We start from the raw sequence: 22,891 nt of genomic DNA, 5'->3' as shown, positions 1-22,891 counted from the left end.
GTGATGCCGATACCTAGCTCACGGCAGGTCGGCAGGATGTCTTTTTCGATGCTGCGTGAAAGCAGCGAATACTCGATCTGCAGATCGGTCACCGGTCCGACAGCTTGCGCGCGGCGGATCGTCGCTGCCCCCATTTCGGACAGCCCTATATAGCGCACATAACCGGCCTTGATCATGTCGACGATGGCGCCGACGGTGTCTTCGATCGGCACGTTCGGGTCGAGTCGTGCAGGACGATAGATATCGATGTAGTCGGTGCGCAGGCGCTTGAGCGAGTAAGCCAGCGCGGTCTTCACCGCAGCCGGGCGCGCGTCGTAACCGAGCCAGTCGCCGCCGGGACCGCGTTGCGCGCCGAACTTGACACTGAGCTGGTAACTGTCGCGCGGGCGCCCCTCCAACGCATCGCCGAGCAGCATTTCATTGTGGCCCATGCCATAGAAGTCGCCGGTATCGAGCAGCGTGACGCCAGCGTCCAGTGCGGCATGCACGGTGGCGATACTTTCGCTGCGATCGGCGTGTCCGTACATGCCGGACATACCCATGCAGCCCAGGCCGAGGGCCGATACGCTGGGCCCGTGCTTGCCGAGTTGGCGAAATTTCATGCGCTGTTCCCGTAGCGAGTCAAAGGCGGGAGTGTGCGCTCAAGCGCTATGCAATGCACGTTACTCGCGCGTCGGTCGCGCCGAGTCGATCAAGGCGCTGACGGTGCGCGTATGTAACGAGGCGGCATCGAAACCCGGCGGTAACAGGCCCGAGAGCTCTAGCATGACAGCGCCATGCAACGCTGCCCATATCTGATGGCCGAAGATGGGCGCGTCGGCTTCGATCCTACCCTCGGCGATCATGACTTCCACGTGCGCTGCCACCGTGCGCCACATGCGTTCGTGTGCCGCCAGATAGGCGGGATCGTCGCGGTCGGCCTGCGGATATTCGAACATCAGCCGGTAGGTCGCCGTATGCTGGCGAGCGAAGGCGATATAGGCATCGCGTACCGCCCGACTGCGCGTGCGGCCATCGCCCGGTGTATCGAGGGCGTCTTCCAGCGCCTGCGAAAAGCGGTTCAGGCCACGCGTGCGCACGGCCGTAAGGATGCTTTCCTTGTTCGGGTAATACCGGTAAGCGGTCATCGTGCCGCTGCCCAGTTCGCTGGCGATCCTGCGCATGGTGACTGCCGCGGGGCCTTCCTCGACATACAGTCGCGCGGCGACATCGCATAGGCGTTCGCGAAAGGCCTCGGTTTCCTGCTCGCTCAAGGCACGCGGCAAATCAATGCTCCGGTATGTGTAATGTCTTCCGGAAGAAGGCTAACGCATCGGCATTGAGCGTGGCATGCACCTTGGCGCGGTCGACTCCTTGCGGGTCCGAACACATTGCTGCGATATCCTGGGCAAGCGCCGGCGTACATGGCGTGAGAAACACCCAGTGCTCGGCCTTCGGCACTTCCTTGACCGCGTACAGGGTATGGATCAGCGGCTGGATATGCCGGGCGTTGAAGTCCGGGCGGAGCACAGTGTCGTTCTGTGCGTAGTACAGGTAGATCGGAGCGGTGACCTTATCGAAGGCATGGTCGTCGAAGATTACGCTCAAGGGCGCCATCGCGAACGCCGCTTTGACACGGGGATCGGCGGTGGGACCGTACTTGTCCAGTTGCTTTTGCATGGCTTCGAACATCTGCTGCGTCGTCAGTCCCGCCTTGGCCGCTTCGGCACGGAATGCCGGTTCGGCGCCGCACATGTTCACGTCATCCATATGGGCCGCGCAGTATGAGACGAAGCGATCGAAGCGTGGCATCGCCCCAACCACCATGAGGCTGGTGTAACCGCCTGCGGAAAACCCCGCCACGCCGATGCGCGTGGGATCGACCAGCTTTTTCCAGCGCGGATCGGCAAGCACGGTAGTAATGGCCGAGCGCACTTGAACCGGCCGGCCAGCCAGCACTTCCAGGTGTCCTACACCGCTGGTGTCCTCGAAGTCGTCCTTGGGGTGATTGAGGGTGGTGACGACGAAGCCATGGCTGGCCAAGTATGTCGCCAGGTCATGATGACCCAGGCGCGAGCCGCCGTTGCCATGCGAGATCACCACGAGGGGATGGGCGCCCGGTAATGCCGGCGCATCGATCGTTGCGGCGACCTCATAAGGCCCCATCGCCGTCGTGCCCTTTACCGGCTGTGCCGAGGGGTAGAACACATAGCCGTCAGTCAGCTTGCCGCCGACCGGGTCGGGGATTCGGATCGCTGCCACGCCGACGCCTGAAATGCCGGCCGCCGTCGCGGCGATCGGCAGAACCAGCAATAGCAAAAAGACAGCCTGCCTTATCCGGGCCAAAGAGAGGGGGCGGGACGAGACGCAGTGCGATGAACGGGGCATGGCGAAGCGCATCCGTGGGTTATGTACGATGTACGGTACAATGTACGAAATGAGCGCGCAAGAGCCTCCGGTGGTCGCCCTAACATATGACAGCTACAATTTAAGGTTCCAGCTCCCCCTATTGCTCCCCGAGGTCAGGATGTTCCCGAAGAACGAGACGATTGCCGGTTATGACGACGAACTGGCCCAGGCCATTGCCAAGGAGGCTCGCCGTCAGGAGGACCACGTCGAACTGATCGCCTCGGAGAATTACGCCAGTCCGCGCGTGCTTGAAGCGCAGGGTTCGGTGCTGACCAACAAGTATGCCGAGGGCTATCCGGGCAAGCGCTATTACGGCGGTTGCGAGTACGTCGATATCGCCGAGAAGCTGGCCATCGATCGCCTCAAGCAACTGTTCGGCGCAACCTACGCGAACGTGCAACCCCATTCGGGCTCGCAGGCCAACCAGGCGGTCTACCTGGCCTTACTGCAGCCGGGCGATACCATCCTGGGTATGTCGCTGGCCCATGGCGGCCACCTGACCCACGGTGCCAAGGTCAATGTGTCGGGGAAGCTCTTCAATGCCGTGCAGTACGGCGTCAACGATCGGGGTCTGGTCGATTACGACGAGATCGAGCGTCTGGCGGTCGAGCACAAGCCCAAGATGATCGTGGCCGGCTTCTCCGCCTACTCGCAGGTTATGGATTGGGCACGTTTCCGTGCCATTGCCGACAAGGTCGGCGCTTATCTGTTCGTCGACATGGCCCACGTAGCCGGCCTGATCGCCGCGGGTGTGTACCCCAATCCGGTACCGCATGCGCATGTGGTGACCTCCACCACGCACAAGACCCTGCGTGGCCCGCGTGGCGGCTTCGTCATCGCCAAGGACCTGTCCGAGGAACTGGAAAAGAAGCTGCAATCGATCGTGTTCCCGGGCATCCAGGGCGGCCCGCTGATGCACGTCATCGCGGCCAAGGCGGTAGCGTTCAAGGAGGCGCTGGAGCCCGCTTTCAAGGCTTACCAGACCCAGGTGGTAAAGAATGCCAAAGCAATGGCTCGCACATTGATCGAGCGCGGCTACAAAGTCGTTTCCGGCGGCACCGAAAACCACCTGATGCTGGTCGACCTGATCGGTCGCGAAGTGACGGGTAAGGACGCGGAAGCGGCGCTGGGCAAGGCGCACATCACGGTCAACAAGAACGCCGTGCCGAACGATCCGCGTTCGCCGTTTGTCACCTCGGGCCTGCGCGTGGGCACGCCGGCCGTCACTACTCGCGGCTACCAGGAAAGCGACGTGGTGCAGCTGACCCACTGGATCTGCGACGTGCTGGACGCGCCGAACGACGAGGCCGTCATCGCCAAGGTGCGCGAGCAAGTCACCGCGCAGTGCAAGAAGTTCCCCGTCTACGGTTGAGGAGCCATGGAAGCGGAGGGTACAGACGGTTTGTACTCTCCACTCCGCTAAACCATGCATTGCCCGTTCTGCCAGCACGAAGACACGCGTGTCATCGATTCCCGCCTTACCGAGGATGGTGCCACGGTGCGTCGTCGCCGCGAGTGCCCGCAATGCGGCGAGCGCTTCAATACCTTCGAAACCGCCGAGCTGAAATTGCCGACGGTGGTCAAGAGCGGAGAGCGGCGCGAAAGTTTCGACGAGCGCAAATTGCGTGTGAGTTTCGACCGTGCGCTGCAGAAGCGTCCGGTCGCCACCGAAGAGGTGGACAATGCCGTGCGCACGATCGTCAATGACCTGCGTAAAAGCGGCGAACGTGAAGTTCCCTCGCGCCAGGTAGGCGAACTGGTCATGCGCGAGCTGAAAAAGCTCGATCAGGTGGCCTACGTGCGTTTTGCATCGGTGTACCGCCGCTTCGAGGATGTGCACGCCTTCCGCGAGGAAATCGAGAAACTCGAGCGCGATCTGCCGGGCCTGGAAAACCTGCAACTGTCGCTGCTGGGCGAGGCAGCGGCCAAGCGTGGCAAAAAGGGATAGCTGACAGTACTTTCTGGTGCCTCTAAGGGGCGAGAGACGCGTAGCGAGGACGCAACTGTGGTGGTCATCGCAGACTGCTGTGCGCGAAAGGGCTGTCGGAACCTTGAAAGTTGGCTCCAGTCGTTCGGACTTGCGCCCTCGCTACTCGCCCCTCGCCCCTGCCACAATGCGCATCATGGCCGATACCAACTTTTCCGCCGTCGATCACCTTCATATGGCCCATGCTCTGCGACTGGCAGAGCTGGGCTTGTTCACCACCCAGCCCAATCCGCGCGTCGGTTGCGTCATCGCACACGGCGAGCAGGCGGTCGGCAGCGGTTGGCACCGCAAGGCGGGCGAGCCGCACGCCGAAGTGCATGCCTTGCGCGAAGCCGGCGAACGCGCTCGCGGCGCCACCGCATACGTCACGCTGGAACCTTGTGCGCATCATGGCCGTACGCCGCCGTGCGCCGATGCGCTGATCGAGGCTGAGGTAGCGCGTGTCGTCGTCGCCGTCGAAGATCCGTTTCCGCAAGTGGCGGGGCGGGGCATGACCAAGCTGCGCGAAGCCGGCATCGAGGTACAGGTCGGTCTGATGCGCGAGGCGGCGCGCGAATTGAACATCGGCTTTTTCAGCCGTATCGAGCGTGGCCGGCCCTGGGTGCGGGTAAAGCTGGCGATGAGCCTGGACGGTCGCACGGCATTGGCGACCGGCGAATCCAAATGGATTACCAGCGCGGCTGCACGTGAGGACGTACAGCGTTGGCGCGCGCGCAGTTCGGCCGTGTTGACCGGTAGCGGCACGGTGCTGGCCGACAACCCGCGTTTGACTGTGCGCCTGGACGAACCGCATGCGCTGCCGACGCGTGTCGTGCTTGACCGCTTGTTGCGCACGCCGCGGGGGGCGCAAGTGCTCGATGGACAGATGCCGACACTCATCTTGCATGGGCCAGGTGTAACGCCTGACAGTCGCTTTGCCCAAGTCGAATGTGTAGCTACCGCCGAGATCGGCCACAGTTTCGACCTGGCTGCCGTACTGAAGATTCTTGCCGAGCATGGCTGCAACGAAGTGCAGGTCGAGTCGGGGCCAACCCTTTGCGGTTCGCTCGTGGCGGCGGGCCTTGCCGACGAATTGCTGATCTACGTCGCACCCGTGCTGCTGGGTAATCACGCCATGCCGCTACTCGGATTGCCGGCGCTGATGGACATGTCCAAGCGCTGGTCGCTGCATTTGCGGGAGCTGCGACAGGTCGGGCCGGATATTCGGCTGACCTTGAGGCCGCAGGACGCAGGCGCGCCATAGTTTTCCAACGGGGAATACATGCAGATATTGGCGTGCGGTATCGTCACTCCCGTAGGGGCAGCCAGGCATGGCCTGGGTGTTGTGGGAACAGCCTCTGCCGCTCGTTACCCACAAGACAGGGGTATGAGGTGTTGACGACGTTAGTATATCCATACTGTTGAACCGAATGTCTTCGCCGATGCCCGTTTCCTACAATGCAAGCCAGATCGCACAGTGGTTCGATGCCAAAACCATGGCCAAGGCACGGCACTATGTGAGCGCAGTTTCCGATGTGTACTGGCTTGAGGAGCATGCGCTTGCTGGCAGTGTCCAGGGTACGCGTAAGTATCCGTACGAGGTGCGCGTAGCATTCGGCGACATTGGCAAAAAGAGTATGTGGGTGGAAGGGGAGTGCTCGTGCCCGGTGGGTTACGGCTGCAAGCACGTGGTCGCTTTATTGATCGCTGGCTTGGCCCAACAACCCGATTCAACCACCACAGGCGTGCGCACAGAGCTGGTGAATTGGCTTGAAGGTTTTCGCATTCGATGCGCTCAGGCAAGTGTTTCCACCCAAAAGAAAGCGGTCAAGCGGACGCATGTCCTGGCCTATGCGATCGATTGTATGGAGGATGGCAGCTGCGAAGTGTCACTTCGTAAGGCGCGCGTGGATGCCGACGGCGCGATTTGCTCGGTGGACGAGACGTGGCATAACGTCGAGCGTGCCTTGGTGCAGCCTCCGAGATTCGTACAAGAGGAGGATCTGCCGGTCCTCGGAGGATTATGGCGGGGACGCTCGCATGGCTTCTACGGCAACTTTATCCTGCAAGGTGCAACGGGCGCGGAGCTTCTCGGCAGAATGGTTGCTACAGGGCGTGCCTTCTCCGCTTTTATTCCCGTCCATGCGCACCACAAAAGTCCGCTTCATTCCATCCGTGGCGGCTCGGTACGTCATGGAAAACTGGCCTGGGAGACTCGATCGGACGCCCGCCTGCGGCCTGCCTTGCAGGCGGAGCCCGCTGCCAGTTTGCTGCTGACTACCCTCCAGCCGTGCTGGTATATCGATGCGAATACTGGCGAAGCTGGCGCACTTACGCTGCCTTGGCCTGCGGAGCAATTGGCCGATTACCTTTCCATACCGGCCATTACCTCGGACGAAGCGGAGCTTGTCGGTATGGTGCTGCGTGACGTGGCTCCGGCGTTACCCGCTCCACCCACGCACGACAGGTCGTGGGTAAAGGTAGTCGAGTCAGCGCCGGAGCCTGTACTCATGCTCGATACGCTACCCACTTCGGAGCCCCCGTTCGATTTTGCTACGGTCAGCTTTGACTATGCCGGGCACAGGCTACCCGCTTACAGCGACACCACGTTGATTCGTTGTACCGATGGCACGGTTGTTCAGATCAGGCGGAACACTAATCTTGAGCGCAAGCGGCTCACAGAGTTGCAAAAGGCGGGGTTTCGCAATACAGGCACCAGATATGGGCCGGGCGGTCGCCCGTTCCCGGCAGACATGCTGACGCCGGATCGTGAGCAGGACTGGGCGAACGTCATGAAACGGATCGTGCCCGAGCTTCGGGCAGGCCATTGGCGCGTGGAGATGAGCGAGGCCTTCCGCCACAACGTCATCGAGATCGATGCGATTGATGGCAGCCTTCATCAGAGCGGCGACGGCTGGTTCGATGTCGAGATGGGGATCACGGTCAACGGCCGCACGGTGCGATTGGAACCTCTGCTGTCCAATCTCTTTCGCCGCGACGCACGCTGGCTCTCCGGGCGGATCGATGCAATTACCGACGATGAAACGATTGAGCTGAAAACCGATCGTAACGAACGAATTTGCCTGCGAGCCGATCGAATCAAACCCGTTGTGCGCGTGCTGGTCGATCTGTTCGATTCGCCGGGCGAAGGGCTGCGCATTTACGCCTGGGATGCCGCGCGGCTCCATGCGCTGGACCAGACCGGACGCTGGCAGTTTCATGGCGACGCATCGATTCGTCGGCTAGCACAGCGCCTGATGGCAGGTCCCCGTGTCACCGATGTGCCTGTTCCGAGCATGCTGATGGCCGAACTGCGACCCTACCAGCGTCAGGGGCTTGCTTGGATGCAATTCCTGCGCGAGCACGATCTGTCTGGTGTGTTGGCCGACGATATGGGGCTTGGCAAAACCATTCAGACGCTCGCCCACATCCTGGTCGAGAAGGAAAGCGGCAGGCTTGACCGGCCTGCGTTGATAGTTCTGCCGACGACTCTCGTGCACAACTGGTGCGATGAGGCACGGCGTTTCGCACCGTCGCTGCGAGTGCTGGACTTACATGGGTCCGAGCGGCATGAACGCTTTGCGCAGATCGGCGAGCATGACCTCGTTCTTACGACGTATGCGTTGCTGTGGCGCGATCAGGATGTGCTTGCCAAGTACGACTATCACCTGCTGATTCTGGACGAGGCGCAGTACGTAAAAAATGCCGCTACCCGGTCTGCGACAGCCATTCGGGAGCTACGTGCAAGGCATCGTCTTTGCCTGACGGGCACGCCGCTTGAAAACCACCTGGGTGAGCTGTGGGCTCAGTTCGATTTCCTCTTGCCTGGCTTTCTGGGCTCCCGGCGGGATTTCACGCGAATCTGGCGCACGCCGATCGAAAAGAGCGGGGACGTCATACGGCGAGACCTGCTAGCGCGGCGCATCCGACCGTTCATGCTGCGTCGACGCAAGGATGAGGTGGCTACCGAATTGCCGCCCAAAACGATGATTCTGCGCACCGTCGATCTCGAAGGTGCGCAGCGTGACTTGTACGAAACGGTGCGCGCGGCAATGCAGAAAAAGGTTCGTGAGGCCGTAGCCGCCAAAGGTCTTGCGCGCAGTCATATTATTGTGCTGGACGCCTTGCTTAAGCTGCGTCAGACCTGCTGCGATCCGCGGTTAGTCAAGATTGCGCAGGCCGCACGCGTCAAGGAGTCTGCCAAACTCGATCTGTTGCTCGACATGCTACCCGAACTGATCGGGGAGGGTCGCCGGATTTTGCTGTTTTCGCAATTCACCGGCATGCTTGACCTTATTGCGGCGGCATTGGACGAGGTGGGCATCACTTACGTCATGCTGACCGGGGAAACAACGAATCGTGTCACACCAATCAAGCGATTCAACCAGGGCCGCGTGCCGCTTTTTCTGATCAGCCTCAAAGCCGGCGGTGTGGGCCTCAACCTCACGACCGCCGACACCGTCATCCACTACGATCCATGGTGGAACCCGGCTGCTGAGAATCAGGCGACCGATCGAGCGCACAGGCTTGGGCAAGATAAGCCTGTGTTCGTCTATAAGCTGATTGCCGCCGGTAGCGTCGAGGAGAAAATCGTCGCGATGCAGGAGAAGAAGGCCGTGCTGGCCGAGGCGATCCTGTCGGAAGATGCGGCCGGCGCGGTGAAATTCTCCGAAGACGACATCGAGGCGCTCTTCGAGCCGATTCCTGCCACTTCAGCGGCCGCTCCACGGGCAAAGCAACGGTCACGTGCCAAGCGGGCAATTTGAAGCCCGTAGTGCAACGCCATGTTCGTCCCCGCGCACAAACGGAAAGGGCCGCCCTGAGCCGTTGATGCTAGAATGCCCAGGCCGGCTCGCCGGCAACACCACGAAAATACGACGTCTTCAGGGCGGGGTGGAATTCCCCACCGGCGGTAGGTGCCTCAAGGGCACGAGCCCGCGAGCGCTTCCGGTCCGTGCCGGGAGGTCAGCAGATCCGGTCCGATGCCGGAGCCGACGGTAAGGCAGCTTTTCGGAGCCGCTCATAGTCCGGATGAAAGAAGACGGCGAGATGGATGGCAGCGACGCCGTTCGTCTGGCCTCATGCCTTGGGGCGTTCTCTCTTTTTGCTCGAGGAGAACGTTTCATGTTTACTGGAATCATCCAGGCCGTCGGCCGTATGGCTCGACTCGAACCGCGCGGTGGCGATGTGCGCCTGCATGTCGATACGGCCGGTCTCGACCTCGCGGATGTGCAGCTCGGCGATAGCATTGCCGTGTCCGGCGTCTGTCTTACTGCGGTGACGCTGGAATCGCGTGGCTTCAGCGCCGATGTTTCCAACGAGACGCTTTCGCTGACCACGCTGGGCGCACTCAAGGCTGGTGATCCGGTCAATCTGGAGAAAGCGCTGCGTCTTGCCGACCGTCTGGGCGGGCATCTGGTGTCCGGCCATGTCGATGGTGTGGGCAAGGTCGTTTCGGTGGCCCCCGATGGGCGCTCGCAGCGCTGGACCTTCGAAGTGCCGACCGCGCTGGCGCGCTATATTGCCGCCAAGGGTTCGATCTGCATCGATGGGACCAGCCTGACGGTGAACGAGGTGGAAGGTTGCCGTTTCGGAGTCAACCTTATTCCCCATACCGTGGCACATACAGCGTTCCATGCGCGTCGCCCGGGCGACGCGGTGAATATCGAGGTGGATGTGGTCGCGCGCTATGTCGAGCGCCTGCTCTCCAGCCCGGAGAAGCCACGCCTGGACGAGGCCTTCCTGAAACAGCACGGCTTTGCCTGATCTCCGACCCTGCGCCGCCACGATGGCGGCCCAGGATTCAAGTCCACAACGAGCTTTCCCTATGGCATTCCATTCCATCCCCGAAATCCTTGAAGACATCCGTGCCGGCCGCATGGTCGTGATCCTCGACGACGAAGATCGCGAGAACGAAGGCGACCTGATCATGGCCGCGCAGATGGTGCGTCCCGAGGACATCAACTTCATGGTGCGCGAGGCGCGCGGACTGGTCTGCCTGACACTTACCGAACAGCGCACGCGTCAGCTCGGGTTGCGGCCGATGGTCAGCGACAACACCTCGCCATACCACACCAATTTCACCGTTTCGATCGAGGCGGCCGAGGGGGTGACTACCGGTATTTCCGCGCACGATCGCGCCCGCACCATCCAGGTGGCGGTAAAAAGCGATGCCAAGCCGACGGACCTGTCGCAGCCTGGGCATATCTTCCCGCTGACCGCACAGCCCGGCGGCGTGCTGACCCGCGCCGGCCACACGGAAGCCGGTTGCGATCTGGCGGCACTGGCCGGATTGGAGCCTTCGGCCGTGCTGATCGAGATCCTGCATGAGGATGGCTCGATGGCCCGCCGCCCGGAACTGGAGATATTCGCGGAGAAGCATGGCCTGAAGATCGGCTCGATCGCCGATCTCATCCGCTACCGCCTGGAAACCGAAAAGACCGTGCAGCGCGTGTACGAAGAAGAGGTCGAGACCGAGTTCGGGCCGTTCCGCCTGGTGGCCTATCGCGACGCGATTCGCCACGGCATGCATTTCGCCCTCGTGCGTGGCACCGTCGATGACGGTACGCCGGTGCTTACACGGGTACATATGCGCAACACACTGTCCGATGTGCTGCATCTGCAGCGCGACGACCTGGGCTTGACCGTGACCTCCGCCTTGCGGCGGATCGCCGATGAAGGGCGTGGCGCATTGCTGGTTCTATCCGGGGAAGACACGCCCGATGCCCTGCTACGCCGCCTGACCCGTCAGCCGTCGCAGCAGGCGCCGGAAGAGCTGCAGCAACAGGAGTGGCGCCAGCACGGCCTGGGGGCGCAGATCCTTACCGATCTGGGCATCCGGCACCTGCGTGTGCTTGGTACCCCGCGCAAACTCGTTGGCCTGGCGGGCTTCGGCCTTGACGTGGTCGAACACGTCTGACGCAGCACCGCCCAGAGGCATGCCTCAGTCAGCTCCCTCTCCCCAGGCTTCGCTGAGGGGGGCGGTGAGAGGCCCTTCCCTCAGACACCCACCAACCACCACCATCGGCAGCATGTCCCATATCCGCCTTATCGCCCCCTCCGGCTATCCCCACGACCGCGCTGCCATGGCACGCGGCATGCAGCGCCTTCGCGCCGATGGTCATACGGTCGATGGCACCGGCGTGCTCGATCGTGCCGAACTGCGCTTCGCCGGCAGCGATGCCGAGCGCGCCGCCGATCTGAATGCGTTGGCCAGGCTGGAGCAGCTGCCCGATATCTTGCTGGCGGTACGTGGCGGTTACGGCGCCACGCGTCTGCTCGAGCACCTGCATTACGACGCCTTGCGCGAACGCCTGGCCGGTGCACCCATCGTCCTGTCGGGGCACAGCGATTTCACCGCGATCCAGATGGCGCTATATGCACTCGCCGGGCTCATCACGTTTGGCGGGCCGATGCTGGGGCCGGATTTCGGCGCCGAGACGCTCAGCGGGCTGACGTTGCCCCATTTCTGGCGCACGGTACGCGCGTCGGTGACGGAGGCGAGTTGGGCCTGCACGGCCGAAAGCACGGTCGAAGGTGTGCTGTGGGGCGGCAATCTGGCCATGATCTGCAGCCTGCTGGGCACGCCGTATTTCCCGCGCATCGACGGTGGCATCCTGTTTGTCGAGGACATCGCCGAGCCGCCTTTCCGGATCGAGCGCCTGCTCTATCACCTGCACTTGTCCGGTGTGCTCAAACGGCAGCGCGCGTTGATCCTGGGCGATTTCAGCCAGAGCCGGGCCAGCGCTTACGACAACGGCTACGACCTGGAGGCCGCCTTCGCACAGGTCGAGCGCGTAGCCGGTATTCCGGTGCTGCGTGGCCTGCCGTTCGGCCATGTGCCGGACAAGTTCACCCTCCCGTTCGGGGCGTTTGCCCGACTGCGCGCGGACGGTGTCCGCGCCCGGCTGGATATCGAAGGTTACCCCCATCTGGCGCCAGTGCCCTGAGATGTCGGCACGCACCGGTCCAAAACCCGTAAAATAGCCGCCCATCTTGGGCGCCCCGCCTTGAAGGAACCATTTAAGCCATGAAGATCATCGAAGGCGACTTCGCCACGCCCAAGGGCCGATTTGCCATTATTGCCGGTCGTTTCAACGGCTTCGTCGTCGAGCCGCTGGTGTCGGGCGCGCAGGACACGCTGCTGCGCCATGGCGTCAAGGACGATGCGATCGACCTGATCCGGGTGCCGGGTGCCTGGGAAATCGCCCTGGCCGCGCACAAGCTGGCCAATTCCGGCAAATACGCTGCCGTGATCGCCCTGGGCGCGGTGATCCGTGGCGCCACGCCGCACTTCGATTATGTCGCCGGCGAATGCGCCAAGGGCCTGGCCCAGTCGGCCTACAGCTCCGGCGTGCCGGTGGCCTTCGGTGTACTGACTACCGACAGCATCGAGCAGGCGATCGAGCGTTCCGGCACCAAGGCGGGCAACAAGGGCGCCGACGCGGCTATCGCCGCGTTGGAAATGGTCAATCTCTATGCGCGATTGAAGTGATGAACCAGCGTCCGGAAGGTATCGATCTGGCCGCGCGCTCGCGTGCGCGCCGCCGTGCGCTGCAGGCACTGTACGCCTGGCAGATGAGCGGCAGCCGGATGAGCGCGGTGATCGAGCAGTTCCGTCACGAGCAGGATATGGAAGTGGCCGATCTTGAGTATTTCGAGGATCTGCTCAACGGCGTGGAACGCCACGTCGACGAGCTGGACCACGATCTGACTCCCTTCATCGATCGCGAAGTGGCGCAGATCGATCCGATCGAACGCGCGGCTCTGCGCCTGGCCGCTTATGAATTGAAGTTCCGCCAGGACGTGCCGTACCGCGTCGTCATCAATGAGGCGATCGAAGTCACCAAACGCTTCGGTGCCGATCACGGCCATAGCTACGTCAACGGCGTGCTGGACAAGCTCGCCAGCCAGTTGCGCGGCGTCGAAAAGCGCAACTGAGCGGCGCGGCGCCCGCCATGGAATTCAGCCTGATCGAGCGCATACGGGAGCGCACCGCGCAGGGGCGCGAGGATGTGCGCATCGGCATCGGTGACGATGCCGCCGTATTGATACTGCCGACAGGTCAGGAGCAGGTCGTTGCGATCGACACGATGGTCGAAGGCGTGCACTTTCCGCCGGGTACCTCGTCGGCGGATATCGGATGGAAGGCGCTGGCGGTCAATCTTTCCGACCTGGCCGCGATGGGCGCGAGCCCGGCATGGGCGCTGCTGGCGTTGACCATGCCGCACGCCGACGTGGATTTTGTGGACGGGTTTGCCGAGGGCTTCGCCGAATTGGCACGCCCTTATCGCCTGGCTTTGGTCGGCGGCGATACCACGCGCGGCGCGCTGACCGTCAGCGTAGCCGTGCATGGTTTCGCGCCGCCGGGCAAGACGCTCACGCGCGCAGCGGCACGCGTGGGCGATGCGATCCTCGTGACCGGCACCTTGGGCGATGCCGCGGCGGGACTCTATTGCCTGCAACACGCTGTCGAGGCTTCGTCGCATCGCGATTATCTCGTTGGCCGTCTCAACCGGCCGGCGCCGCGCGTGGCCGCAGGCATGGCGTTGCGCGATATCGCCCATGCTTGTATCGACGTGTCCGACGGTTTGTTGGCCGACCTCGGCCATATCTGCATTGCCAGTGGCGTCGGTGCAGAAATCGAAGCCGGCCTTTTGCCGCACTCGTCGGCGATGTTGAGTTTGTTCGGCGACACGACGGCGCGCGATTTCGCGTTGAGCGGCGGCGACGATTACGAGCTTTGCTTTACCGTTCCGGCCGCTCATGTGGCCGAGGCGATGGCCGATCTGGCACGGATGGGTTGTGGCGCGACGCGTATCGGTCGCGTGGTCGAAGGGCAGGGCGTACAGGTACGCGACGCGCAAGGCCAATGGCTCGATACGTCGCGGCGCGGCTGGGAGCATTTCTCCCGATGAGCGATCGCAAGCGCCTGAGCGCCGAGCAACGCCGTGCCTTGCTGGCTTCGCCGGACGGCTGGCTGGCTTGCGGTTTCGGCTCCGGCTTGATGCCGGTGGCGCAAGGCACCTTCGGTTCGCTCGCCGCACTGCTGCCCTGGTGGTGGCTGCGCCATTGGCCCTGGCCAGCCTATCTCCTGCTACTTGCGATGGCTTTTGCGCTTGGCGTATGGGCCTGCGACACGGCCGGCAAGCGGCTGGGTGTCGACGATCATCGGAGCCTGGTGTGGGATGAATTCGTCGGTCAGTGGATTGCCTTGCTGCCTGCGTTGTTCTTGCCGTTCTCGTGGTGGATGCTCGCGGGGGGCTTTGTACTTTTCCGCGTATTCGACGTCGCCAAACCCTGGCCGATCGGCTGGGTGGACCGGCGCGTCAAAGGCGGCTTCGGTGTCATGGTCGACGATGTCATCGCAGGCGTGTTTGCAGCCATAGCGCTGATCGTGTTGGGCTATTTCCTGGCGCGTTAGGCGCATGAAAAACATTTCATCCACGAGGCATCCCCTATAGTGGATGCTCCGCCATTTGTTCTCACGGGGAATCTGCCATGCAATATCGCCGCCTGGGCCGTTCGGGCCTGCAACTGTCCGCGCTTTCGTTCGGTGCCTGGGTAACCTTCGGTACGCAGGTCGATCGGTCTGCGGCGCGTGACATGCTTGCGCTTGCGCACGACCGCGGTGTCAATTTTTTCGACAACGCCGAGACCTACAACAATGGTATCGCCGAACAGGTGATGGGCGATGTGCTGGCCGATCTGCGTTTTCCGCGCGATAGCTACTGCGTATCGAGCAAGGTGTATTTCGGAGCGGTCGACAAGCCCTTGCCGACGCAGCGCGGTTTGTCGCGCAAGCACGTGATCGAGGCCTGCCATCAAGCACTGCAACGCTTGCGCGTGGATTATCTCGACCTGTACTTCTGCCATCGTCCCGATCCGGATACGCCGATTGCCGAAACAGTAGCGGCGATGGATACGCTGGTGCGCCAGGGCAAGGTGCTTTATTGGGGTACCAGCGAGTGGGCGGCGCCGCAGATCGAAGAGGCGCATCACATTGCCAAGAATGGGCATTTCTATGCGCCGGTAATGGAGCAGCCGCAATACAACTTGCTGCATCGCGAGCGCGTGGAGCGCGAATACGCGCCTTTGTATCGTCACTTCGGTATGGGTACGACGATCTGGTCGCCGCTGGCCTCGGGTCTGCTTACGGGTAAATACAACGATGGCGTTCCGGCGGATTCGCGCCTTGCGCAGCCCGGCTACGAGTGGTTGCGCGAAGGTGTGCTGGGGCAGGGCGATGAGCGCATTGCCAAAGTGCGTCGCTTGCAGCCGATCGCCGATCAGCTCGGGGTATCGCTGACGCAATTAGCGATTGCCTGGTGCCTGGTCAATCCGAATGTCTCTACCGTGATGCTCGGCGCGAGCCGGAAGGAGCAGTTGGCGCACAACCTCGACGCGTTGGATCTGCTGCCGAAGTTGCAAGGAGAAGTCTTGGCCGCGATTGAGGCGGCGGTGGGGTGAAATCGCGGGGGATGTATTGAGCTATTCCCTGGCGCAGAAAGACGTGCTGCTTCCCCTCCTGTTCCATACGGGAGGGAGCATTCGATGCGTGCTCTAGACCGGGTCGGGATAAGCCAGCCGCGATAGCCCCGGTCAATCGCCGCCAGAGTGCTTGACTATCAAATGAGAATCATTATCATCGGCTACGCCTCATGACTGACAGCGGAGCCTGTTCGATGTCCACCTTGACCCTGCACCGACGCGTCACCGATGCCCAGCCGCTGCGTGCGATCGGCCAGGCGGCCAATGCCGCTACCCAGGCGGTGGCCTCCACGGCGCGCAAGATATCCAGCCAATTGCTGCTCGACGGCGCGCGCGAGCTGGTTATCCAACATCAGGGCAGCGAGTACCACCTGCGCCTGACCCGCAACGACAAACTGATCCTGACCAAGTAACTCCCCCGAGGGCAGGGATGCCCGCTTTTTTCCTATCCGGCGTGCGGCAACCTTGCCGCCCCCAAGCCTATCGCCAGCGTCCGCCGCGGCGCCCAGCCGGGTTGTCTCCATGGAGCATCGCTATGTTCGGCTGGTTTTCCTGTGCCTCGATCCACGCCTGCTTACCCTCGGCGAGCCGGCACCGCCGCTGGCTGCGTACGGCCCCGACGCGACTTGCCGCGCAATTACCGTCCCTGGGGACGGTGCTTTACTTGCCGTCGGCCACCGCGTTATGCAATGCGCATACACCGTTGCCAAGCTGGGTGGCTGAACGTATCGAGCTGGCGCCACTACTGCGTTGCTGTTGGATCGCCGCGATCAGCGAGGTGGGCCCGGAAGGGCCGCGCGAGTGGATCGAGTGCTTCGATCCGCATGGCGCGTGGCTAGCCCGCCTGTATTTGCTGCCGGACACCGATTACCTGGCGTGGGATGCGCTACTGGGTACCGCCGTTGCCCTGAACACCGCGCCGCGTTTGCGCATGTTGCAGCCGATGCGTTGCGCCATGGCGGCGCCACTGCAATTCCGTCAGCGCCGGCTTGGCGGCCTGATGCTGCTTGGCGCTGACGAATCCACGGAGCTGTCCGCGCTCGGCCAAGGCGTCGCCAACGATGTTGCCCGCGAGGTGGGTGTGCCGGTGTTTTAAGCGTCCGGACGCTTGTCCGTTTGTCCGTCGACTGTCCGCGGACAGCGCAACGTGCCATGGATGACTGTCTAGCTCATTGATCCAAAGCGATTTTTTTTCGGGTGCCGCCGCTGGCACGCGGATTGCTCTATCTGTCCCCGGGGGCTGCGTTGTCCGCGGCCTTAAAGGGACAACTCGATGATTCGCGACACTTCCGCACAAGACCGCCTGGTCGAAGTCAAACCCAACCGCAAGCGCCGCTTCTTGTGGATCGGCATTGCCGCGGCCGTTGTGGTCGTGGGCATTTTGGTGTTGCCCCAGGCTGGGCGCATTTTTTCGGCCGATGCGTCGGTAAGCGCATCGCGCTTGTCCTTCGGCACGGTCGAGCGCGGGCCGTTCGTGCGCGATATCGCTGCCGAAGGCAAGGTCGTGGCTGCAGTCAGCCCCACCATGTACGCCACCTACGGCGGTGCGGTCGTGCTGAAGGTGCATGCGGGCGATCAGGTAAAGAAAGGGCAGATCCTGGCCACGATCGACAGTCCCGAGCTGGTCAACAAGCTGGCGCAGGAGCAAAGCGCCGCCGACGCCATGCAAGTGGACTACCTGCGTGCACAGATCGACGCGCGCAAGAAGCGCGGCGAGCTGCAGAAGGCCAATGACAACGCGCAGATCGACGAGGAAACCGCTACGCGCGATCTGGCCCGCTACCAGAAAGCATTCACGCAGGGCGCCGTGCCGAGCATGGACGTAGACAAAGCCAAGGACACGCTGAAGAAATCGCAGATTGCGGCGATGCACGCCAAGGCGGATCTTGGCATGGATAACGACAGCCTCAATTTCGATATCCAGTCGAAGAAGCTCGCCCACGATCGCCAGTTGATCCTGGTCAAGGATCTCCAACGGCAAGTCGAAGACTTGAACGTGCGCTCGCCGGTCGACGGCCAGGTGGGCCAGTTGTTCATTGCCGAGCGCGCCACGGTCGCCAAAGACGCGCAGCTGCTGAGCGTGATCGACTTGTCCGCGCTGGAAGTGGAGATGAAAGTGCCGGAGAGTTTCGCTCGTGACCTGGGCATCGGCATGAGCGGCGAAATTACCGGCAATGGCAACACCTGGAAAGGCCTGGTCAGTGCCATCTCGCCGGAAGTCGTCAACGGCGAGGTGGCTGCACGTCTTCGCTTCGAAGGCACGACGCCCAAGCAGCTGCGCCAGAACCAACGCCTGTCGGTGCGCGTGCTGCTCGACCGTCGCGACAATGTCCTGACTGTCCAGCGCGGTTCGTTCGTCGACGAATCCGGCGGCAACTATGCCTACGTCGTGCATGACGGCATCGCCGAGAAGAAGCCGATCCGCGCAGGTGCCAGCAGTATCGACAAAGTCGAGATCCTCGACGGCCTGAAGGAAGGCGATCGGATCGTGATCTCCGGCACCGACAATTTCAAGAATGCGGCGCGCGTAGCCATCAGCCGCTAAGACGTCCACCACTCAACACCGAAGGACTCAACATCATGCTGAAAATGACTCATCTGTCCAAGGTCTATCGCACCGAAGTGGTGGAGACCTATGCGCTGCGCGATTTCAATATCAACGTCAACGAAGGCGAGTTCGTCGCGGTGACCGGCCCGTCCGGCTCGGGTAAGACCACCTTCCTGACCATCGCGGGGCTTCTGGAAACCTTCACTGGCGGCGAATACCACCTCGACAGCGTGGAAGTGAGCCGGTTGGACGACAACGCGCGTTCGAAGATCCGCAACGAGAAGATCGGCTTCATTTTTCAGGCGTTCAATCTGATTCCCGATCTGAATGTTTTCGATAATGTGGAAGTGCCGTTGCGCTATCGCGGCATGAAGGCGGCCGAGCGCAAGCAGCGCATTATGGATGCACTCGAGCGCGTCGGCCTGGCATCGCGTGCCAAGCATTACCCGGCCGAACTGTCCGGCGGTCAGCAGCAGCGCGTCGCTATTGCACGTGCGCTCGCCGGCACGCCGCGCTTGTTGCTGGCCGACGAACCGACCGGCAACCTGGATACGCAGATGGCCCGCGGCGTGATGGAGTTGCTGGAGGAGATCCATCGCGAAGGCGCGACCATCGTGATGGTGACACACGATCCTGAGCTTGCCGCCCGCGCGCAGCGCAATGTGCACATCATCGACGGTCAGGTCGTGGATCTGGCCGAGGATCCGCGCTTCCACGCCCACCAGGCCGCCCGCTCGTCGGTCTGACGCGCACAGGAAGGGCAGGGAAGCCCATCGCCCCTCGCGTTCGCGCGAGCTTGTCGACACCTCACCGAGCACCCGCCGATGTTTGCTTACTATTTTCAGCTTGGCCTGCGCAGCCTCCGACGGAACATCGTGCTGACCGCTCTGATGGTGATGGCCATCGGATTCGGCGTGGCGGCGTCGATGACGACGTATTCGGTGTTCCGGGCGACATCGAACAACCCGATCCCACAGAAATCATCGGTGCTGTTCGCACCGCAGATCGATAACTGGGGTCCTGAAGACAACGACAAGGGCGAGCCGCCCTCGGCGATGACCTATACGGACGCCATGGCATTGATGCGTGCGCACAAGGCGACACGGCAGACGGCGCTCTATCCGATCTCGATCTCCGTGGTGCCGGCCGATGCGAACATCCTGCCGTTCCAGGAGAACTCCTATGCGGTCTATGGCGACGCGTTTGCCATGTTCGATATCCCATTCCTTTATGGCGGCCCTTGGACAGCGGCCGACGACGAGTCGCATGCCGCGGTCGTCGTGATCAGCCGCAACCTGAACGAGCGCCTGTTCCACGGTGCCAATAGCGTGGGACGCGAGATCAATCTGGATAACCGCAATTACCGCATCGCCGGTGTCATCGACACCTGGAATCCGCAGCCGGTGTTCTTCGATCCGGTCAACACGTCCGGCTTCGACGACCCTACGCAGCTGTTCATTCCGTTCACTCGCGCCATCGATCTGAAGGTCTCGACCGCCGGCAACAACAACTGCAACAAGGATCCGGGCGACGGCTGGGATAACTGGGTACGTTCGGAGTGCGTATGGATCCAGTTCTGGGCCGAGCTTCCTTCCAAGGCCGATGCCGATAATTACAAGCAATTCCTCACGGGCTATGCCGCCGAGCAGCAGCGTGCGGGGCGTTTCCGTTGGGCCCCCAATGTCCGACTCAATGACGTGATGACGTGGCTGGATGTGCAGAAGGTGGTGCCGCCGGAATCGAAGATCTCCCTGCTGGTGGCGATGGGCTTCCTGCTGATCTGCCTGGTCAACACGGTGGGCTTGCTGTTGGCCAAGTTCATGCGCCGCTCGTCGGAGATCGGTGTGCGCCGTGCCTTGGGCGCGTCCCGCCGCGAAATCTATATGCAATTTCTGATCGAGGCAGGCACCGTCGGCCTGGCCGGCGGCGTTCTGGGCTTGTTGCTTACGGGTGTGGGCGTGCTTGGCGTGAACCTGGTGTTCGATCCGCAGATTGCGCGATTGGCTCGGCTCGATGCGGAACTGATCCTGCTGACCTTGCTGGTGGCCATTCTGTCCACGGTGCTGGCCGCGTTCTATCCGACCTGGCGTGCTGCGCAAGTGCAGCCGGCCTGGCAACTGAAATCCAATTGAGCGGAGACGATCATGTTGCAGATCAAGCCCATTCTCGTCGCCCTCAAGCGGCACAAGGCCGGCACCATCCTGATCGCCCTGCAAATCGCGCTCACTCTGGCGATCGTTTGCAACGCGCTCTTTATCATTCAGCAGCGTGTCAACCGCCTGCAGCGACCCACGGGCATGGTCGAGACCGACCTGCTGACGGTGCAAAACCGCTTCGTCGGTGTCAACGATCTCGATACCGCGCCTTTGATTCGTTCCGATGTGCTGGCGTTGCGTCAGATCCCTGGCGTAGAGGACGCGTATGCGACTAACTCGTATCCGTTGCGCGGCGGCGGTTGGTCCACCGGTGCCAAGGTCGATCCGAATGCCAAGAAGTCGATGGCGCACACTACGCAATATTTCGGCGATGAGCACGCATTGGCGACGATGGGCCTGAAGCTGATCGCCGGCAGGAATTTCAACGCCAGCGAAGTCGTAGTTGCCGATCAAAGGGCGATCCCGCCGTCACCGGGCGTCATTGTCAGCAAGGCATTGGCCGACAAACTCTTCCCTGGCCAACAGGCGCTTGGTAAGCCCTTCTATCTTGGCGACAACACCGCACCGAGTGCCATCATCGGTATCGTCGAGCGCTTGCAGGTGCCGTGGTCCGGGACCTGGTCGGACAACTTCAACGACAATGCCGTGCTCTTGCCGGTGCAGCTCAAGAGCAACTTCACCGTCTACCTGGTACGCGCCAAACCGGGCGAACTCGCTGCGATCACCAGGTCGGTGAAGGACACGTTGTTCAAGAACAATCATATGCGCGTGATCAACGGTGAACGTGGCATTCGCACGTTCGATGTAGTCCGCGACCAGGCCTACAAGAGCGATCGGGGCATGGCGATCCTGATGGGCGTGGTTTGCCTGATGCTGCTGGCGATTACGGCGGCGGGCATTGTCGGTCTCACCAGCTTCTGGGTCGGTCAGCGACGCAAGCAGATTGGCGTGCGCCGGGCACTGGGGGCAACCAAGCGCGACATCCTCAGCTACTTCATGACCGAGAACCTGATGATCGGCCTGGTGGGTGTCGTGGTCGGCGCAGGCCTGGCGATAGGCATGAACCTGTGGCTGGTCAGCCAATTCGAGATGGCCCGGTTGTCGTTGTTCTATGTCTTTGGTGGCATCGTCCTGCTCCTGCTGCTTGGGCAGGGGGCGGTGCTGGCACCGGCCATGCGTGCATCGCGAGTATCGCCGGTGGAAGCGACGCGGTCGGCCTGAACGCTCATCGAGCGGGAGAAGAAATGTTCGGTTACTACTTTCAACTTGGCCTGCGCAGTTTGAAGCGCAACCCGTGGCTTACCGCCTTGATGATCATGGCCATCGGCTTCGGCGTGGCAGCCTCGATGATTACCTATTCGGTATTCCGCGCCGTGTCCGGCAATCCGATTCCAGAGAAGTCCGATCGATTGCTCGTGCCACAGATCGACAACTGGGGTCCACAGCACAATCGCAACGGCGAGCCGCCGGAGGCGCTGACCTATACCGACGCACTGGCATTGATGCGTGCACATCAGGCCAGGATGCAGACGATTTTCTATGATGTAACTCTGGCGGTCATTCCCGATCACGATGTGAGTAGTACACCTTTCAATGTGGGGGGGTATGCCACCACAGGCGATTTCTTCCGGATGTTCGATGTGCCGTTCCAATACGGATCGGGCTGGAACGAGGCAGACGACGATGCGCATGCCGATGTTGCGGTGATCGGTCGGCACTTGAACGATCGGCTGTTTCATGGCGGTAACAGCGTAGGCAAGGAAATCAATCTGCGCGGACGTACATATCGCATCGTAGGCGTCACCGATCACTGGAATCCGAAACCGCGCTACTTCGATTTGTTCAGTATGTTCACCGACAACGGCATCGGCGATGCGTCGGAAGTGTATGTGCCGTTCAACAAGGCGATCGATCTGAAGATCGACACAGGCGGCCGCAACAGTTGCGGCGGCGCCGGCTCCCTCAGTTCGGGCTGGGATGGCTGGCTGCGCAGCGAGTGTGTCTGGGTGACGATGTGGGTGGAGCTGGATAGTCCGGCCGAAGTCGAACGCTACCGCCAGTTCCTGCACAGCTACGCCGACGGACAGCAACAGGCGGGCCGGTTTCAATGGGCACCGAACAATCGGTTGCAGAACGTGACCGAGTGGCTGGACTACGAGAAGGTCGTGCCTCCGGAGAGCCGCATCTCGCTGGCTGTCGCGCTCGGCTTCTTTGCCATCTGCCTTGTCAACACCGTTGGGTTGTTGTTGGCCAAGTTCATGCGCAGGGCGGCCGAAATCGGTGTACGCCGCGCTCTTGGCGCATCGCGACGCGAGGTCTACATGCAGTTTCTGATCGAGGCGG

The 22,891-nt window shown here is 62.0% G+C and carries 22 protein-coding genes and 1 riboswitch; of the genes, 19 read left to right on the top strand and 3 right to left on the bottom strand.

The features are described from left to right. The 3 genes from VIM98_RS05330 to VIM98_RS05320 form a co-directional block, all read right to left on the bottom strand. The coding region (locus VIM98_RS05330) for an aldo/keto reductase (protein WP_331992063.1) at window positions 1-602 on the bottom strand (602 nt) is incomplete at its 3' end. Between the two features lie 60 nt (window positions 603-662). Then, window positions 663-1,265: a TetR/AcrR family transcriptional regulator gene (locus tag VIM98_RS05325; protein ID WP_331992062.1), complete on the bottom strand. Its 603-nt coding sequence runs from the start codon at window positions 1,263-1,265 to the stop codon at window positions 663-665. A gap of 1 nt (window position 1,266) precedes the next feature. Continuing rightward, entirely contained in the window at window positions 1,267-2,298 is a 1,032-nt protein-coding gene (locus tag VIM98_RS05320) for a hypothetical protein (RefSeq protein ID WP_331992061.1), read from the bottom strand. Window positions 2,299-2,506: 208 nt separating this feature from the next. On the opposite strand from VIM98_RS05320, the gene glyA reads away from it, so the two are divergent. The 19 genes from glyA to VIM98_RS05225 all read left to right on the top strand — a co-directional run. Then, the gene (glyA, locus tag VIM98_RS05315; RefSeq protein WP_331992060.1) at window positions 2,507-3,760 is read left to right on the top strand and encodes a serine hydroxymethyltransferase; all 1,254 of its coding nucleotides are present in this window, start codon (window positions 2,507-2,509) and stop codon (window positions 3,758-3,760) included. Window positions 3,761-3,814: 54 nt separating this feature from the next. After that, on the top strand, window positions 3,815-4,336 hold the full coding sequence (gene nrdR, locus VIM98_RS05310) for a transcriptional regulator NrdR (RefSeq protein WP_331992059.1): 522 nt from the start codon (window positions 3,815-3,817) through the stop codon (window positions 4,334-4,336). Window positions 4,337-4,511: 175 nt separating this feature from the next. After that, window positions 4,512-5,618: a bifunctional diaminohydroxyphosphoribosylaminopyrimidine deaminase/5-amino-6-(5-phosphoribosylamino)uracil reductase RibD gene (ribD, locus tag VIM98_RS05305; protein ID WP_331992058.1), complete on the top strand. Its 1,107-nt coding sequence runs from the start codon at window positions 4,512-4,514 to the stop codon at window positions 5,616-5,618. 178 nt (window positions 5,619-5,796) lie between these two features. Continuing rightward, window positions 5,797-9,120 carry a DEAD/DEAH box helicase gene (locus VIM98_RS05300; RefSeq protein ID WP_331992057.1) on the top strand — a complete coding sequence of 1,108 codons (3,324 nt, stop codon included), beginning with the start codon at window positions 5,797-5,799 and terminating at the stop codon, window positions 9,118-9,120. 109 nt (window positions 9,121-9,229) lie between these two features. After that, window positions 9,230-9,401: riboswitch (FMN riboswitch) on the top strand. 77 nt (window positions 9,402-9,478) lie between these two features. Next, complete coding sequence (locus VIM98_RS05295; protein ID WP_331992056.1) at window positions 9,479-10,120, top strand: riboflavin synthase; 642 nt, start codon at window positions 9,479-9,481, stop codon at window positions 10,118-10,120. Between the two features lie 61 nt (window positions 10,121-10,181). Beyond that, window positions 10,182-11,273, top strand: a complete 1,092-nt coding sequence (gene ribBA, locus VIM98_RS05290; RefSeq protein ID WP_331992055.1) for a bifunctional 3,4-dihydroxy-2-butanone-4-phosphate synthase/GTP cyclohydrolase II — start codon at window positions 10,182-10,184, stop codon at window positions 11,271-11,273. Window positions 11,274-11,385: 112 nt separating this feature from the next. Beyond that, on the top strand, window positions 11,386-12,303 hold the full coding sequence (gene ldcA / locus VIM98_RS05285; RefSeq protein ID WP_331992054.1) for a muramoyltetrapeptide carboxypeptidase: 918 nt from the start codon (window positions 11,386-11,388) through the stop codon (window positions 12,301-12,303). An 80-nt stretch (window positions 12,304-12,383) separates the two neighbouring features. Continuing rightward, a complete protein-coding gene (gene ribE, locus VIM98_RS05280) occupies window positions 12,384-12,848 on the top strand; it encodes a 6,7-dimethyl-8-ribityllumazine synthase (protein ID WP_331992053.1) in 465 nt (154 codons plus the stop codon). After that, window positions 12,848-13,294 carry a transcription antitermination factor NusB gene (nusB, locus tag VIM98_RS05275; RefSeq protein ID WP_331992052.1) on the top strand — a complete coding sequence of 149 codons (447 nt, stop codon included), beginning with the start codon at window positions 12,848-12,850 and terminating at the stop codon, window positions 13,292-13,294. The genes ribE and nusB overlap by 1 nt, the downstream gene beginning before the upstream one ends. 17 nt (window positions 13,295-13,311) lie before the next feature. After that, window positions 13,312-14,271: a thiamine-phosphate kinase gene (gene thiL / locus VIM98_RS05270; protein ID WP_331992051.1), complete on the top strand. Its 960-nt coding sequence runs from the start codon at window positions 13,312-13,314 to the stop codon at window positions 14,269-14,271. Next, window positions 14,268-14,777 (top strand): phosphatidylglycerophosphatase A, encoded by a 510-nt coding sequence (locus tag VIM98_RS05265; protein WP_331992050.1) that lies wholly within the window; start codon window positions 14,268-14,270, stop codon window positions 14,775-14,777. The genes thiL and VIM98_RS05265 overlap by 4 nt, the downstream gene beginning before the upstream one ends. 77 nt (window positions 14,778-14,854) lie before the next feature. After that, the gene (locus VIM98_RS05260) at window positions 14,855-15,823 is read left to right on the top strand and encodes an aldo/keto reductase (protein ID WP_331992049.1); all 969 of its coding nucleotides are present in this window, start codon (window positions 14,855-14,857) and stop codon (window positions 15,821-15,823) included. A gap of 215 nt (window positions 15,824-16,038) precedes the next feature. Continuing rightward, window positions 16,039-16,257 (top strand): hemin uptake protein HemP, encoded by a 219-nt coding sequence (gene hemP, locus VIM98_RS05255; protein WP_331992048.1) that lies wholly within the window; start codon window positions 16,039-16,041, stop codon window positions 16,255-16,257. A 122-nt stretch (window positions 16,258-16,379) separates the two neighbouring features. Beyond that, a complete protein-coding gene (locus VIM98_RS05250; RefSeq protein ID WP_331992047.1) occupies window positions 16,380-16,940 on the top strand; it encodes a hypothetical protein in 561 nt (186 codons plus the stop codon). Window positions 16,941-17,117: 177 nt separating this feature from the next. After that, window positions 17,118-18,389 carry an efflux RND transporter periplasmic adaptor subunit gene (locus VIM98_RS05245; RefSeq protein ID WP_331992046.1) on the top strand — a complete coding sequence of 424 codons (1,272 nt, stop codon included), beginning with the start codon at window positions 17,118-17,120 and terminating at the stop codon, window positions 18,387-18,389. A 35-nt stretch (window positions 18,390-18,424) separates the two neighbouring features. After that, entirely contained in the window at window positions 18,425-19,138 is a 714-nt protein-coding gene (locus VIM98_RS05240; RefSeq protein WP_331992045.1) for an ABC transporter ATP-binding protein, read from the top strand. A gap of 78 nt (window positions 19,139-19,216) precedes the next feature. Beyond that, window positions 19,217-20,524: an ABC transporter permease gene (locus VIM98_RS05235; RefSeq protein WP_331992044.1), complete on the top strand. Its 1,308-nt coding sequence runs from the start codon at window positions 19,217-19,219 to the stop codon at window positions 20,522-20,524. 12 nt (window positions 20,525-20,536) lie between these two features. Next, a complete protein-coding gene (locus tag VIM98_RS05230) occupies window positions 20,537-21,769 on the top strand; it encodes an ABC transporter permease (RefSeq protein ID WP_331992043.1) in 1,233 nt (410 codons plus the stop codon). Between the two features lie 23 nt (window positions 21,770-21,792). Beyond that, window positions 21,793-22,891 (top strand): ABC transporter permease (locus tag VIM98_RS05225; RefSeq protein WP_331992042.1); only part of this gene is annotated, 1,099 nt, incomplete at its 3' end.

It is taken from the genome of Dyella sp. (assembly GCF_036568765.1).
GTDB lineage: Bacteria > Pseudomonadota > Gammaproteobacteria > Xanthomonadales > Rhodanobacteraceae > GSA-30.
This window is presented reverse-complemented; position numbering and strand designations above follow the sequence as displayed.

Bases quoted from the DNA above. Each gene is read 5' to 3' on its own strand.
- glyA (WP_331992060.1), top strand. From the start codon at position 2,507: ATGTTCCCGAAGAACGAGACGATTGCCGGTTATGACGACGAACTGGCC.
- nrdR (WP_331992059.1), top strand. From the start codon at position 3,815: ATGCATTGCCCGTTCTGCCAGCACGAAGACACGCGTGTCATCGATTCC.
- ribD (WP_331992058.1), top strand. From the start codon at position 4,512: ATGGCCGATACCAACTTTTCCGCCGTCGATCACCTTCATATGGCCCAT.
- VIM98_RS05300 (WP_331992057.1), top strand. From the start codon at position 5,797: ATGCCCGTTTCCTACAATGCAAGCCAGATCGCACAGTGGTTCGATGCC.
- VIM98_RS05295 (WP_331992056.1), top strand. From the start codon at position 9,479: ATGTTTACTGGAATCATCCAGGCCGTCGGCCGTATGGCTCGACTCGAA.
- ribBA (WP_331992055.1), top strand. From the start codon at position 10,182: ATGGCATTCCATTCCATCCCCGAAATCCTTGAAGACATCCGTGCCGGC.
- ldcA (WP_331992054.1), top strand. From the start codon at position 11,386: ATGTCCCATATCCGCCTTATCGCCCCCTCCGGCTATCCCCACGACCGC.
- ribE (WP_331992053.1), top strand. From the start codon at position 12,384: ATGAAGATCATCGAAGGCGACTTCGCCACGCCCAAGGGCCGATTTGCC.
- nusB (WP_331992052.1), top strand. From the start codon at position 12,848: ATGAACCAGCGTCCGGAAGGTATCGATCTGGCCGCGCGCTCGCGTGCG.
- thiL (WP_331992051.1), top strand. From the start codon at position 13,312: ATGGAATTCAGCCTGATCGAGCGCATACGGGAGCGCACCGCGCAGGGG.
- VIM98_RS05265 (WP_331992050.1), top strand. From the start codon at position 14,268: ATGAGCGATCGCAAGCGCCTGAGCGCCGAGCAACGCCGTGCCTTGCTG.
- VIM98_RS05260 (WP_331992049.1), top strand. From the start codon at position 14,855: ATGCAATATCGCCGCCTGGGCCGTTCGGGCCTGCAACTGTCCGCGCTT.
- hemP (WP_331992048.1), top strand. From the start codon at position 16,039: ATGTCCACCTTGACCCTGCACCGACGCGTCACCGATGCCCAGCCGCTG.
- VIM98_RS05250 (WP_331992047.1), top strand. From the start codon at position 16,380: ATGTTCGGCTGGTTTTCCTGTGCCTCGATCCACGCCTGCTTACCCTCG.
- VIM98_RS05245 (WP_331992046.1), top strand. From the start codon at position 17,118: ATGATTCGCGACACTTCCGCACAAGACCGCCTGGTCGAAGTCAAACCC.
- VIM98_RS05240 (WP_331992045.1), top strand. From the start codon at position 18,425: ATGCTGAAAATGACTCATCTGTCCAAGGTCTATCGCACCGAAGTGGTG.
- VIM98_RS05235 (WP_331992044.1), top strand. From the start codon at position 19,217: ATGTTTGCTTACTATTTTCAGCTTGGCCTGCGCAGCCTCCGACGGAAC.
- VIM98_RS05230 (WP_331992043.1), top strand. From the start codon at position 20,537: ATGTTGCAGATCAAGCCCATTCTCGTCGCCCTCAAGCGGCACAAGGCC.